Genomic DNA, 12,213 nt, shown 5'->3' with positions numbered 1-12,213 from the left:
TCCAGGAGGCACCGTGCGCACCCGCAGCTTCGCCCTAGTCATGATCGCCGCAATGGCGCTCGGCGCGTGCACCCGCGCGGACGGCGGCCCGTCGGAGGACAAGCCGGTCGCGGACGCGGGTCCCGCCGCGGAACTGCGGCTGGGCTTCTTCCCGAACGTCACGCACGCGGCGGCCCTGGTCGGCATCGACCAGGAGAAAGGCTTCGTGGCCAAGGAACTGGGCGCGACGAAGCTGAGCACGCAGGCGTTCAACGCGGGGCCGTCCGCGATCGAGGCGCTGCTGTCCGGATCGCTGGACGCCACGTTCGTCGGACCCAACCCCACGATCAACGCCTTCACCAAGACCAAGGGCGAGGCCGTCCGGCTGATCGCGGGCGCGGCCTCCGGTGGCGCGCAGCTCGTGGTGAAGCCGGAGATCACCTCGGTGGAACAGCTGCGGGGCAGGACGATCGCGACCCCGCAGCTCGGCGGGACGCAGGACGTGGCGTTGCGGGCGTGGCTGGCCGAGCACAAGCTCAAGGTGGACACGACCGGCGGCAACGACGTCAAGGTGCTCACCACCGACAACCCGCAGACTTTCGACGCGTTCCGGAGCGGACAGTTGGACGGCGGCTGGCTGCCGGAGCCCTGGGCCTCGCGCCTGGTGCTGGAGGCGGGCGCGAAGGTGCTCGTCGACGAGCGCCAGCTGTGGCCGGAGGGCAAGTTCCCCACGACGGTGCTGATCGTGCGGACCGAGTTCGCCAAGAAGCACCCGCAGACCGTGAAAGCGTTGCTGAGCGGGCACGTGGCCGCGGTGCGATGGCTCAACGCCGAACCCGCCGCGGCGAAGAAGGTGGTCAACACCGGCCTGGCCAAGCACGCGGGCAAGCCGCTCGCGGACTCGGTGCTGGACCGCGCCTTCAGCCAGATCGAGTTCTCGTTCGACCCACTCGCCGGGCGCTTCCCGAAGCTGTCGAAGGACGCCGTGACGGCGGGTGTGACCAAGCAGGAGATCGACCTCAAGGGCCTTGTCGACGTCACGGCGCTCAACGAAGCGCTGAAGGCGGCCGGTGTGGCCACAGTGGACGCTTCCGGACTCGACAAGAAGTGAGGCTGCCATGACCGCGACTCTGGCGAAGGCAACGAGTGTCGATCATGTGGTGAGGTTGTTCGGTGTCGGCAAGTCCTTCGGCACCGTCGCCGCGCTGGACGGGGTCGACCTCGACGTCCGGCCCGGCGAGTTCGTCTGCCTGCTCGGCGCGTCCGGCTGCGGCAAGTCCACGCTGCTGTCGCTGGTCGCCGGGCTGGAGAAGCCGACGACCGGCGTGATTGATGTCCACAGTGGACGCCCGGCGGTCGTGTTCCAGGAGCCCGCGCTGATGCCGTGGCTGACCGCCGCGCGCAACGTCGAACTTCCCTTGAAGTTGCGCGGAATCGGGCGCGCGGAGCGTGAGGAGCGGGCGGCGAAGCTGCTCGACCTGGTGCGGCTCGGTGATGCCGCCCGCAAGCGCCCGCACGAGCTGTCCGGCGGAATGCGGCAGCGGGTCGCGTTGGCCCGTGCGCTCGCGACCACGCTCGACGACACCGACGCTGGCGCCCCGTTGCTGCTCATGGACGAGCCGTTCGCGGCGCTCGACGCCATCACGCGCGATGTCCTGCAGGAGGAACTGCGGCGGATCTGGGTGCAGACCGGCACTTCCGTGCTGTTCGTGACGCACGACGTGCGCGAAGCGGTGCGGCTCGGACAACGTGTCGTGCTGCTGTCCTCGCGCCCGGGCCGAGTGGTCCGCGAGTGGGAGGTCGGCGACGGCGGCGAGGACCTGGCGCAGGAGATCACCGGCGAGCTGCGAGGAGTGATCTCCAGCCATGCCCGAGGTTGACAACAGGGCGCTCGAAGCGGGGCTGGACGCGCTCGACGCGCCGGCTCCCGTGCGGGAGCGGCCGGGCAGACTGCGCCGCTTCGCCTCGGTGGTGGTGCCGCCGGTCGTCGCGATCGTGCTGATCATCGTTGTGTGGCAGGTGTTGTGGGCCGCCGCGCTGTGGCCGGAGTGGAAGCTGCCGTCGCCACTGGCGGTGGCCGACGAGTTCGTCCGGTTGGCCGGGGAAGGCCAGATCACTGAGACGCTGTGGACCTCGACCCACCGCGCGGTGCTCGGCTTTCTCGTGGCGGTGGCGATCGGCACACCGCTGGGGCTGGTCGTGGCGCGCGTGAGGGTGGTGCGCGCCGCGATCGGCCCATTGCTGAGCGGGTTGCAGAGCCTGCCGTCGGTGGCATGGGTGCCCGCGGCCGTGCTGTGGCTCGGGCTGAACGACTCGATGATCTACGCGGTGGTGCTGCTCGGCGCGGTGCCCTCGATCGCCAACGGCCTGGTGGCCGGGATCGACCAGGTGCAGCCGCTGCTGCTGCGGGTCGGCTCGGTGCTCGGCGCGGGGCGGCTGCAGTCGGCGCGGCACGTGCTGCTGCCCGCGGCGCTGCCGGGCTACCTGGCCGGGTTGAAGCAGGGCTGGGCGTTCTCCTGGCGCTCGCTGATGGCCGCGGAGATCATCGCCCGCTCCCCCGACCTCGGCATCGGCCTCGGCCAGCTTCTGGAGCAGGGCCGCCTGCTCACCGACATGTCCACGGTGATCACCGCGATCCTGCTCATCCTCGTCGTGGGCATCGGCGTGGAACTGCTCTTCTTCCGTCCCTTGGAACGGCGCGTGCTTCGTTCCCGCGGTCTCACCGGAGCCCCAGCATGATGACGATGCTCGATCCCGCAAGCGGATCTTCGGTCCCCTTGGTGGCAGTCGCCCACGGCAGCCGTGATCCCCGTTCCGCCGCAACGGTTTCCGAGTTGCTGGACGTCGTTCGCCGGCTCCGGCCGGGCCAGGACGTGCGGGCCGCGTTCCTCGACCTGTCCGCGCCGCGCCTGACCGACGTGCTGCGCGGGGTCGGACGATCGGCTGTTGTCGTGCCGTTGTTGCTGGGCAGCGCCTTCCACGCGCGCGTCGACGTTCCGGGCGCGGTCGCGGAGTCCGTCGCCCGGCACCCGCGCCTGGACGTTCGGATCGCCGACGTGCTCGGCCCCGACCCTCGGTTGGAGTCGGCGGCGTGGCGGCGGTTGCTGTCCGCGGGTGTCGATCCGGCCGATCCCGAGCTGGGCGTCGTGCTGGCCGCGGCGGGGTCCTCGCACCCGCCCGCGAACGCCGCGGTGGCGGACGTGGCGCGTCGCTGGGAGCGCGGCTCGCGGTGGGCAGGCGTCGAGGCGGCGTTCGCGGCGTCGGCGCAGCCGGATGTGCCCGCCGCCGTGGAGCGGCTGAAAGCCCGTGGGGCGCGACGGATCGCCGTGGCGTCGTGGTTCCTCGCGCCGGGGCGGCTGCCCGACCGGATCGTCGACCTCGCCGGGCCCTCCGCCGTGGTGGCGCCGCCGCTCGGGGACGACGTCGAGGTGGCGGAGCTCGTGCTGCACCGCTTCGACGCGGCGCTCGGCACGGCTCTCGACACGGCGCGGTCGGCGTGACCGCGCGGCGGATCGACCCCACGGCCGTGCTCGTCGCGGCGGTGCTGATCGCCGCCGCATTTCTCGGGCTCATACCGCCCGTGCCCTGGTGAGCAATTCCCGTGACCAGAATTCACTGAAGGCGAGAACCTACTTTCGTCGCATCACCGGAAAGCATTCGTCGTGCGAGGCTCGCTTTCCTCCCGCCGCCGAAGCCGGGAGCGCACGATTCACAAAGCGAGGTTTCGTCGATGAGCCCTGCCCGCATCGCTCTTGCCGGCTCCCTTGTCACAGCACTGGCGCTGGCCCCCGTGCTCGCGCTGCCCGCCCCCGCTTCCGCAGCCTCGGTCACCTTCGCCTGCCAGGCGAAGACCCCGATCGGCCCGGTCAACGCCGGCGTCACGCAGGCCATGGAGGCCAAGGCGCCCGCGACGGTCAAGCCCGGCGCCGAGTTCGAGCTGGTCTTCGACCCGCCCGCGAGCACCATCCCCGCCACCATCAACGGGGTGAAGGTGCGCGAGGTGAAGAACTTCAAGCTGGCCGTTCCGGTCCCGGCGAACTCCACCTTCGTCTCGGTCGCGCTCTCCGGCGGTTCCGGCATCGGCACGCCGACGATCGTGCAGGAGGGCGGGAACATGGTGGTCACGCTCGCCGGGCCGCTCAAGGGCGGCGCCGCGATCGAGCTGCCCACGATCACCGTGAAGCTCAAGGCGGGCGCCTCGGGGACGATCGAGAGCAAGCTCGGCGGCACCGGCTTCGACAAGCCGGGCCTGACCTTCACCGGCACCGCCGAGTTCGGCCCGCTCCCGGTGGACGCGCCGGTGGCCTGCTACCCGGACCCGAACCCCGCGCTGACCACCACGAAGATCGCCTGATCCCCCGTGCGGGCGCCGACCCTGCTCCGGCGCCCGCACGGACGCGAACCCGCGACCTTCGGCGGGTTACCCGGAGGTAGGCCCCGTGTGATGCTCGCATTCCCGCCGCCGTTGTCGGGAATGTTGAAGAAGCGAGGTCAGCAGATGTCCCCTGCATCTCGAATCGCTCTCGTCGCCGCCGTCGCCATCGCTCCGGTATTCGCGTTGGCCACCCCTGCCGCCGCAGCCCCCATCGCCTACAAATGCGAGGCGACCACGCCCATCGGCAAGGTCAGCGCTTCGCTGAACCAAGAGGTCACCGCCACCGCCCCGGCCACGGTCGCCGCGGGCGGGGACGTGGCAGTCGTCGTCGACCCGGCCCCGAACAAGGTTCCGGCGAAGGTCGGCAACTACACGCTGAAAGAGGTCAAGAACTTCGCACTGAAGGTTCCGGTACCGGCGAACTCGACGTACGTCTCGTCGAGTGTGTCGGGCGGTTCCGGAGTCGGCGAAGCCACGGTGACCCACGAAAACGGGACACTCGTGCTTCGGCTTTCCGGAACTCTCGCCGGAGGCGCGGACTTCGAACTGCCCACGCTGACGGTCACCCTGAAGGCGGGCAGCTCCGGAACGATCGAGTCCAAGCTCGGCGGGACGAGCTTCGCCGATCCCGGACTGACCTTCACCGCCACCGCGCAGACGATCCTCGGCGCGATCGACGCCCCGACCGCCTGCTACCCGGACCCCAACCCCGCACTCACCACCACGACGATCGGCTGACCCTCTCGGCGCCCACGGCGGGATTCGCACCCCGCCGTGGGCGCTTAGAGTGCGGTGCATGGCTGACGAGCTGGTGCACTACTCCGTGGAGCGCGGGATCGCGACGATCACGCTGGACTCCCCGCACAACCGCAACGCGTTGTCCGCGCAGCTGCGCCGCGAACTGCGCGCGCACCTGACGACCGCGATCGACGCGCCCGAGGTCCGGGTGATCGTGCTCGACCACACCGGCCCGGTGTTCTGCTCCGGCATGGACCTCAAGGAGTCCAAGGGCGCGGGCTCCACCGACCAGGGCGTCAACGAGTTCCCCGAGCTGCTGCAGCTGATCTGGGAGAGCCCCACCCCCGTGGTCGTGAAGCTGGCGGGCCCGGCGCGCGCGGGCGGGGTCGGCCTGGTCGCCGCCGCGGACATCGCCGTCGCAGCCGAGGACGCCAGCTTCGCCTTCACCGAGGTCCGCATCGGCGTCGTGCCCGCGGTGATCTCGGTGACCGTCCTGCCCCGGTTGCTGCCGAGGGCCGCCCACGAGCTGTTCCTGACCGGCGAGAAGTTCGACGCGGCCAGGGCCGAGCGGATCGGCCTGATCAACTCCGCGGTGCCCGCCGAGCGGCTGGACGAGGAGGTCCGCCGCTTCACCGGGATGCTGGCCCTCGGCGGACCGCAGGCGCTCGCGGCCACCAAGCAGATGCTGCGCAGGCACCCGGTGAGCATGGCCGACGACTTCGCCGCGATGCTGGAGCTGTCCGCGAAGCACTTCGCGGGCGAGGAGGGCCAGGAGGGCATCGCGTCCTTCCTGCAGAAGCGCCCCGCTTCCTGGGTTCCGCGGGACTGATCACCCGGGCGGGGGCCGACGCGGCCCTTGCCCGCACCCCTCGGCAATTTGTTATAGTTGTATGCAAACAAGGGGTGATCACATGTCACAGCCGAAGATGTCCCGCCGCCACCTCGCCCTGGCGGTCGGGGTCCCGTTCGCCGTCCTGGCCCTGCTGGTGCTCGCGCAGTTCGCCCTCGCGGACGCCCTGCCGGAAACCGCGCCGAGCGCCCTCGCCACGGCAGCCTTCAAGTTGGCCGTGGCCACCTCGTGCGGTGTCCTGGCGGTGTTCCTGACCCGGGGCACCTCGACCTCGTCGCGCTACGCGAGCTCCTACTCCGCCATCGGAGCCGGGTACGTGGCGGCGGAGCACGGCCTGTACCTCGCGGTCGGCGTCGACCCGTCACTGGGGCCGATCCCGACGTGGGTGCCCATCGCCGTCGGAGCGGGTGTCGCGATCGTCCTGTGCGCGCCGGTCGTCCTCCTCGCACGCGAGGTCGACTTCGACGACCCGGACAAGTCCCCGCGCATCGACCTGGCTCCGGACGAGCGCGCGACGTGGAGCAAGACCACCAGCATCAGCTGGCCCGCTGCCGCCTTCCTGGTTCTGTCCGCGGCCTTCTTCGCGTACCTGGTGCTCTCCGCCCGCGCCTGGTCGCTGTTGCCAGTACTGCTCATGCCCTGCGCGTTGTTCGCCTTCCTCGCGTCTGTCCGGGTCACCGTCGACGCCAACGGGCTGACGGTGTGGCCGACGCTGCTGGGCTGGCCGCGCAAGCGAATCCCGCTGGACCAGATCGAGTCCGCGACTGTGCGACGGGCGGGTGACACGTTCGCCATGCGGTTGCGCTCGTGCGAGACCCTCGTCGTCCAACAGAAGAACGGCACCGAGTACGTCGTCAGCATCGACGACGCGCACACCGCGTCCGCGCTGCTGAACACCCTCGCGCACCGCGCACGAGGCAGAGCCTGAGGAGCCAGTCCCATGCCGTCGCCGAAGTTCGCACGTCGGCTCCTGCTCACGCTCGCACCGCCGGTGCTCGTGCTGGGCGCGGCATTCCTGACCTGGCACGCCCTCGCCGAGCGGATGCCGGAGCCGCTGGCCGCCAACGTCGGGCCGTCCGGGCGGGCGAACAGCCACCTGTCGGGCTCGGGACTGCTGTCGGTCTTCTCGTTCCCACCCGCCGTGATCAGCCTGCTCTGCCTCGCCCTGCTCCTGATGGCCCGGCGCAACCCGCCCGCCCAGCGCTTCCTGGTGCTGACCAGCTTCGCGGTGAGCGGCATGCACGCCGCCCTCTTCGCCGCGGTCGTGGCCGCCAACCTCGACGTCGCCGACGCCAAGTCCGTCACCTTCGGCTGGTGGACCTTCCCGCTGACGCTGCTCGTGGCGGCGCTGTCCGGCGCACTGGGCTACGCGCTGGCCGGCGAGGTCGTCATCCCGAAGCGGATCACCGTGGACGCCAAGGGGCTGACCGTGTACTCGGCGCCGCTGCGCAAGCGGATCGCGCTCGACGAGGTCAAGCTCGCCCGAGCCCGGTCCGGCACCACCCTCGTCGTCGAGTTGGACAATGGCACCGAGTACGTCGTCACCGTCGACGACGCGGACTCCGCGGCCACGCAGCTGAACTCGCTCGCCGAGCGGGCGAGAACCAGGGACTGACCATGCTGATCAAGATCGACCCGTCCTCCTCGGTGCCCCTGGGCGACCAGGTCGCGGCCTGCGTGCGCGGGGGCATCGCCGACGGCGCGGTGCAGGCGGGCGACCGGCTGCCGCCCGCCCGGGAGCTGGCGGACTCGCTCGGGATCAACCTGCACACGGTGCTGCGCGGCTACCAGCAACTGCGCGACGAGGGACTGATCGAGCTGCGCCGCGGCCGGGGAGCGGTGGTGGCCACCGGCGCCACGGGCCAGCGGGCGGAGCTGGTCCGGCTGACCCGCGAGCTGGTCGCGGCCGCCCGGCGGCTGGGACTCGGCGAGCCGGAGCTGCTCGACCTGGTGCGGGCGGAGCTCAGTTCGCGGTGAGCCGCAGCACCAGCCGCGGATTGGCCTCGGCCGCGTCCTCCAGCACGTCGCGCACCCGGCCGTAGGCGTCCGGGTCCTCCTCGGCGAGGACGTGGTGGTCGGTCCAGACCAGCACGTGGTTCCCGACGGGCAACCAGGACAGGTCCACCAGGCAGTCGTAGAGCGCGTCGAGGTTGCGTCCGAAGTAGGACGGGAACGACATGGCCTTGGCGATCGCGTCGATCGCCGCGCTCTTGGAGTTGACGGTAGAGCCGTCGACCACATGCCTGGTGGTCATTGCCTCACCTCGCTGGAAACAGTCATCGGGACGTGTCGACGACGACGAAACTCTTGTAGTGGTCGGCGGTGTAGTAGACCTCACCGGTCTGGCCGGTCACCAACCGGCGTGCACCCCGGGTGTTCTCCCCCGGCGTCGGCACGGTGAACTCGCGGTAGTAGCCCCGGGCCTTGGCCGGGAGGACGCCCTCGCGGTTGAAGAAGTCCACGTTGTCGTTCTTGGGGTACTTGTGCGGACCGCCCGCCCGGATGCTCTCCCAGGTGGTCGCGGCCTCCTTGGGCAGCCCGCTCAGCGGGCACACCCGCAGCCCGCTGGCCGCGCCGGGGACCTTGGACTGGGCCGAGACCGCGCACGCGCCCGAGGGCTCGGAGCCGCTGAAGAGGTCCCGCGCGAACCAGCCGACCACGACGAGCGCGACCAGTCCGACCAGGGCGACGGTGATCCGCCTGCGCGAGGTCACCGCGTGGGTTCCCGCTTGTCGGCGGCTTTCCCGCGCGCGGTGCCCAACGCGGCCGAGACGCGGTCGACCGCCCGGTCGATACCCAGCGCCACGCCCCAGCACGCGGGCAGCAACACGGCCATGACGAGGACGAACTGGAAGGGGAACCAGAGCCCGACCACCCAGAACTCCACGCTGTCCCACCAGGAGACCAGCCAGTCAAACACGAGGTGCACCTTACGCCCCACGCTCGGAGTGACCGGCGTCACGGGCACTGTCGGGGTCCCGGCGCTAGGTTTCGACCATGTTCGCCGTGTACGCCGACGCCCCGCACCCCGACGACCCCCTGGCCGGCCTCGTGGTCGGCGAGCGCCCCGAACCGCAGGTCCCCGACGGCTGGGTGCCGGTGACCGTGCGCGCGGCCAGCCTGAACATGCACGACCTGTGGACGCTGCGCGGGGTCGGCATCAAGGCCGAGCGGTTCCCGATGATCCTCGGCTGCGACGGCGCGGGAGTCCTCGCCGACGGCACCGAGGTGGTGCTGCACTCGGTGATCACCTCGCCGGGGTGGACCGGGGAGGAGACCCTCGACCCCAAGCGCACCCTGCTCACCGAGCTGCACCAGGGCACCTTCGCCGAGACCGTCGTGGTGCCCGCGGCCAACGTGCTGCCCAAACCCGCGTCGATGAGCTTCGCCGACGCAGCCTGCCTGAGCACGGCGTGGCTGACGGCCTACCGGATGCTGTTCGTGAAGTCCGAGCTGCGACCGGGCCAGACCATGCTGGTGCAGGGCGCTTCCGGTGGCGTGGCCACCGCGCTCGTCCAGCTCGGCCGCGCCGCCGGGCTGCGGGTGTGGGCGACCGGACGCAGCGAGGCCAAGCGCGCGCTGGCCGAACAGCTGGGCGCGCACGCGACCTTCGAGTCCGGGGCGCGGCTGCCCGAGCGGGTCGACGGCGTCTTCGAGACCGTCGGCGAGGCCACCTGGAACCACTCGATGCGCAGCCTCAAGCCGGGCGGCGTGATCGTCTGCTCCGGCTCGACCACCGGCGGCAACCCGCCCGCGGACCTGCAGCGGTTGTTCTTCCTGCAGCTGCGCGTCGTGGGTTCCACCATGGGCACCCGCGCGGAGCTGGCCGACCTGATCTCGTTCATGGACGTGGCCGGGCTCAAGCCCAGCATCGGCGCCGAACTGCCGATGGAACGGGCCGAGGAGGGCTTCCGCGCGATGCTCGGCGGCGAGACCGCCGGCAAGATCGTTTTCACGCGTTAGCGGGTGCTCGAAACGTCTATGGAGGCCACTCCGGGTGCGTAGAAACGGCTAGACTCGCCGTGCCCCGCGAGGGGTGCACGTCATGAGAAAAATGGGTGCCCGTAACAAAACTATTGCTGGACCGCATGGGGGCGGTCCGTAGCGTTCACACGGATCATCCTCGATCCGGTCCGGCGCGCAGAGGTAACCGAGGAAGTGGGGGCTTCCGAATGATGCGAGTCGGCTACATCACCGGAGACAGACCAGCGGCGTCGTGGATCTACACGCTCAACGGCGATCTCTACGGTCTGAACATCGTCGATGTCTGGTACGACGCCGGGGCGGCTCTGGCACAGCCGCCCCGGTCCGACATCGACGTGTGGCTGGTGGACCACGAGGCGATCGCCGGTCACTGGGACGCTTTCGACCGGCACCGCGAGCGGGACGGCAGACTCGTCCCGGTCATCGTGGTCTGTGCCAGTGAGGAACACGTGGCCCGCACCCTGCGTCGCAGGGTCAACGCGGTACTGACCGAGCCCGTCGGGGCCTGGGACGTGCTGTGCGCGGTGTCCGCGGCGGCCAGCGGCGAGCTGTTCATCTCGCCGCGCATGCTGCGACAGTACAGCCAGGAGATCATCCACCTCCTGTCGCCGAGCAACCAGCGGCCGGAGGAGGAGCTGACCGAGCGGGAGACCGAAGTGCTCCGGTTGCTCGCGGAGGGCATGTCGAACTCCCGGATCGCGGCCTACCTGCACATCTCCAGCGCCACGGTGGGCACGCACGTGCTCAGCATCCGGCGCAAGCTGCAGGCGGCCAACCGCACCGAGGCGGTGGTCCAGGCCTATCGGATGGGCCTGGTCACCAACCGCTCCGTGCTCGAACCGAGCGCGATCTAGCACGACGCGACGACGACGAAGGCCCGGCGGCCACCTCGGGGGAGGTCAACCGCCGGGCCTTCGTCAGTTCCGGGCACCCCGCAACAGGTCGAGCAGGACCTCGGCGGACTGCGCGCCCGCGACGCCGCGGCGGCCGACGACGAACGTCGGCACCGAGCGCACACCGATCGCGATGCCCTCGGCCAGCTCCGCCCGCAGCGCGTCCACGTCCCCGGTGCCGGAGAGGTCCACCCCGGGCAGGCCCGCTTCGGCGGCGAGGGCCGTCAGCGTCGCCCGGTCACCGAGGTTGGCGCCCTCGACGAAGTAGCCGCGGAACAACCGCTCCTGGACCGCGTCCTGCACGCCCTGCCCGGCGGCGAGGGCCAGCACGCGGTGCGCGTCGAAGGTGTTCGCGCGCACCGCCCGGTCCAGGCGGTACTCCAGGCCGACCTCGGCCGCCGTCGCGGTCACGCCGGCCATCATCCGCGCGGCCTGCTCGGCGCCGCCGAACTTCTCCGCCATCGCCTCGTCGAGCGGGCGGCCGTCGCTGCTGCTGCCCGGGTCGAGCTGGAACGGCCGCCACCGCACCTCGACGTCCTCACCGCCTTCGGCGCGCCAGACCTCCAGTGCCTGCTCCAGCCGGCGTTTGCCGATGTAGCACCAGGGACAGACGACGTCGGACCAGACCTCTAGTCGCATGCCTGCGGCAACACTCAGCCCTGGTGGACTGTTCCCCGCTGTGCTCCGGCCAACAGCTTCTCGGTGTGCTCGGCCCACGGCTGCGGCAGGTGCTCCAGCACCGGAGGAATCCGGTCCGTCACCTCTCGGTTTCCGAACAGGAAAGCGAACAGCGTCGCGACCGACACGTCGTGCTCGGGGCGGTCGAGCAGTTCCACGGTGTCGCCCGCGCTGATCTCCCCGGCCTGCTCCACCGCCAGGTACGGCCCGGGCCGCCCGACCGCGGTGAACTCCTTGACGAGCTTCGGGTGGTCCCAAAAGCCCGCGAAGACCACGCACGGCGAGCGCGGACCGGTCACCCGCAGCACCGCCCCGCCGATCCGCCACCGCTCCCCGACGAGCGCGTCGCTGGCGTCGAAGCCGGACAGGGTCAGGTTCTCGCCCGCGTTGCCCGGCACCAGCTCCTTGCCGAGGCGTTCCGACCAGTAGCGCAGGTCCTCCAGCTGGAAGGCGTACGCGGCCTGGTACCAGGCGCCGTGCACCGCGCGGTCGACGACGGTGTCCCCCACGACCCCGTCCGCGGTGAACATCGTCGGTCCGGCGGTCGGGCGCTTGTCCATCCCGGAGCTCTTCTTGCGGCCGGTCCACGCGGCGGTACTGACGACGGCAAGGTTGACTGACTCGACACACCCCAGCTTCATGTGACGAACGTAGCGCTGCTCTTCCCGAGGTGTTCAACTACTTTTCGCGCCTGGATCTGATGCGCATCGTCGCGC

17 protein-coding genes are annotated in these 12,213 nt (G+C 70.8%); 12 read left to right on the top strand and 5 right to left on the bottom strand.

Going from position 1 to position 12,213, the window contains the following annotated elements; genetic code table 11:
• The first annotated feature begins 40 nt into the window (after positions 1-40).
• The 10 genes from BLT28_RS34820 (at position 41) to BLT28_RS34775 (ending at position 7,919) form a co-directional block, all read left to right on the top strand.
• Complete coding sequence (locus BLT28_RS34820; RefSeq protein ID WP_156050456.1) at positions 41-1,090, top strand: ABC transporter substrate-binding protein; 1,050 nt, start codon at positions 41-43, stop codon at positions 1,088-1,090.
• 7 nt (positions 1,091-1,097) lie between these two features.
• Complete coding sequence (locus BLT28_RS34815) at positions 1,098-1,859, top strand: ABC transporter ATP-binding protein (protein WP_030426402.1); 762 nt, start codon at positions 1,098-1,100, stop codon at positions 1,857-1,859.
• Positions 1,846-2,718, top strand: a complete 873-nt coding sequence (locus BLT28_RS34810; RefSeq protein ID WP_030426403.1) for an ABC transporter permease — start codon at positions 1,846-1,848, stop codon at positions 2,716-2,718. Before BLT28_RS34815 ends, BLT28_RS34810 begins: the two co-directional genes overlap by 14 nt.
• Positions 2,719-2,723: 5 nt before the next feature.
• Positions 2,724-3,479 carry a sirohydrochlorin chelatase gene (locus tag BLT28_RS34805; protein ID WP_407638781.1) on the top strand — a complete coding sequence of 252 codons (756 nt, stop codon included), beginning with the start codon at positions 2,724-2,726 and terminating at the stop codon, positions 3,477-3,479.
• Between the two features lie 230 nt (positions 3,480-3,709).
• Complete coding sequence (locus BLT28_RS34800; protein WP_030426405.1) at positions 3,710-4,333, top strand: hypothetical protein; 624 nt, start codon at positions 3,710-3,712, stop codon at positions 4,331-4,333.
• 144 nt (positions 4,334-4,477) lie between these two features.
• Positions 4,478-5,092 (top strand): hypothetical protein, encoded by a 615-nt coding sequence (locus BLT28_RS34795; protein ID WP_030426406.1) that lies wholly within the window; start codon positions 4,478-4,480, stop codon positions 5,090-5,092.
• A gap of 58 nt (positions 5,093-5,150) precedes the next feature.
• Positions 5,151-5,921 (top strand): enoyl-CoA hydratase-related protein, encoded by a 771-nt coding sequence (locus BLT28_RS34790; RefSeq protein WP_030426407.1) that lies wholly within the window; start codon positions 5,151-5,153, stop codon positions 5,919-5,921.
• A gap of 82 nt (positions 5,922-6,003) precedes the next feature.
• Positions 6,004-6,870, top strand: coding sequence for a hypothetical protein (locus BLT28_RS34785; RefSeq protein ID WP_052406689.1), 867 nt, complete (start codon positions 6,004-6,006; stop codon positions 6,868-6,870).
• 12 nt (positions 6,871-6,882) lie between these two features.
• Entirely contained in the window at positions 6,883-7,557 is a 675-nt protein-coding gene (locus tag BLT28_RS34780) for a hypothetical protein (protein WP_030426409.1), read from the top strand.
• Between the two features lie 2 nt (positions 7,558-7,559).
• The gene (locus tag BLT28_RS34775; protein ID WP_030426410.1) at positions 7,560-7,919 is read left to right on the top strand and encodes a GntR family transcriptional regulator; all 360 of its coding nucleotides are present in this window, start codon (positions 7,560-7,562) and stop codon (positions 7,917-7,919) included.
• Here the strand turns inward: BLT28_RS34775 and BLT28_RS34770 are convergent.
• The 3 genes from BLT28_RS34770 to BLT28_RS34760 are packed head-to-tail and all read right to left on the bottom strand — an operon-like array spanning position 7,906 to position 8,862.
• The gene (locus BLT28_RS34770; RefSeq protein WP_052406690.1) at positions 7,906-8,196 is read right to left on the bottom strand and encodes a barstar family protein; all 291 of its coding nucleotides are present in this window, start codon (positions 8,194-8,196) and stop codon (positions 7,906-7,908) included. The two genes, BLT28_RS34775 and BLT28_RS34770, sit on opposite strands and share 14 nt — an antisense overlap.
• 22 nt (positions 8,197-8,218) lie before the next feature.
• Positions 8,219-8,656: a ribonuclease domain-containing protein gene (locus tag BLT28_RS34765; RefSeq protein ID WP_030426412.1), complete on the bottom strand. Its 438-nt coding sequence runs from the start codon at positions 8,654-8,656 to the stop codon at positions 8,219-8,221.
• On the bottom strand, positions 8,653-8,862 hold the full coding sequence (locus BLT28_RS34760) for a hypothetical protein (protein ID WP_030426413.1): 210 nt from the start codon (positions 8,860-8,862) through the stop codon (positions 8,653-8,655). Before BLT28_RS34760 ends, BLT28_RS34765 begins: the two co-directional genes overlap by 4 nt.
• Positions 8,863-8,939: 77 nt before the next feature.
• Between BLT28_RS34760 and BLT28_RS34755 the strand changes: the two genes are divergently transcribed.
• Together BLT28_RS34755 and BLT28_RS34750 are read left to right on the top strand one after the other, a co-directional pair.
• Positions 8,940-9,905, top strand: coding sequence for a zinc-binding dehydrogenase (locus BLT28_RS34755; protein ID WP_030426414.1), 966 nt, complete (start codon positions 8,940-8,942; stop codon positions 9,903-9,905).
• 209 nt (positions 9,906-10,114) lie between these two features.
• Positions 10,115-10,780, top strand: coding sequence for a response regulator transcription factor (locus BLT28_RS34750; protein ID WP_052406691.1), 666 nt, complete (start codon positions 10,115-10,117; stop codon positions 10,778-10,780).
• A 63-nt stretch (positions 10,781-10,843) separates the two neighbouring features.
• On the opposite strand, the gene BLT28_RS34745 is transcribed toward BLT28_RS34750, so the two are convergent.
• Together BLT28_RS34745 and BLT28_RS34740 are read right to left on the bottom strand one after the other, a co-directional pair.
• On the bottom strand, positions 10,844-11,458 hold the full coding sequence (locus tag BLT28_RS34745; RefSeq protein WP_030426416.1) for a DsbA family oxidoreductase: 615 nt from the start codon (positions 11,456-11,458) through the stop codon (positions 10,844-10,846).
• A 14-nt stretch (positions 11,459-11,472) separates the two neighbouring features.
• Entirely contained in the window at positions 11,473-12,138 is a 666-nt protein-coding gene (locus tag BLT28_RS34740) for an MOSC domain-containing protein (protein ID WP_052406692.1), read from the bottom strand.
• Between the last annotated feature and the right edge of the window lie 75 nt (positions 12,139-12,213).

The sequence above is a fragment of the Allokutzneria albata genome, assembly GCF_900103775.1.
In the GTDB taxonomy this organism is placed as follows: Bacteria; Actinomycetota; Actinomycetes; order Mycobacteriales; family Pseudonocardiaceae; genus Allokutzneria; species Allokutzneria albata.
Note: the sequence above shows the minus strand (reverse complement) of the source record. Positions and strands in the feature narration are given on the sequence as shown.